1 protein-coding gene is annotated in these 549 nt (G+C 66.1%); it reads left to right on the forward strand.

Translation table 11 applies throughout. The annotated features are described in order from the left end of the window. Positions 1-549: twin-arginine translocase subunit TatB (locus EN984_RS37055; protein WP_127384473.1), on the forward strand; the 549-nt coding region annotated here is incomplete at both ends.

Raw genomic sequence — 549 nt, forward strand, 5'->3', positions numbered from 1 at the left:
GTTCAACGAGGCGCTGAAGGAAGCCGAGCTCGACGACGTCAAGAAGTCCGTCGACGAGCTCAGGGGCATGAGCCCGATGGCTGAGATCAGGAAGCAGCTCAATCCGTTCGAACAGGCCGCGGCCGACGTTCGCTCCGGCGTCGATGCGGCGATGAAGCCGAAGCCGGCAGCCGATCCGGCAAGCTCTGTCGCTTCGACCCCGCAAACGGCCGAGCCGTTGAAGAACGGTGCAACGACCATGCCTGGCGTCAACGCGCCGGAAGCAGCGCCAGCAGCGCCGGTTTTTCCGGCAATGACCGACGAATCGGTGGTGACCTCGTCAGCGCCGGCGGAACCCGTTGCGGCGCCGAAGGCGTCCGCGGCGAAGAAACCAGCCAAGCCTGCGCCGGCAAAAGCGACGCCGGCTGCAAAAGCTTCGGCAAATGGTGCAAAGGTTGCCGCGAAGGCAGCGTCTGCGTCCAAGACGCAGGCGAAGGCCATGACGACGGCACAGCCTGAAGCGCCCAGCGCCAAGACGCCCGCTGCGGCCAACGCTGTCGCGGCCAAGAC

Origin of the sequence: Mesorhizobium sp. M7A.F.Ca.CA.004.12.1.1 (assembly GCF_003997835.1) — a bacterium.
Taxonomy (GTDB): domain Bacteria; phylum Pseudomonadota; class Alphaproteobacteria; order Rhizobiales; family Rhizobiaceae; genus Mesorhizobium.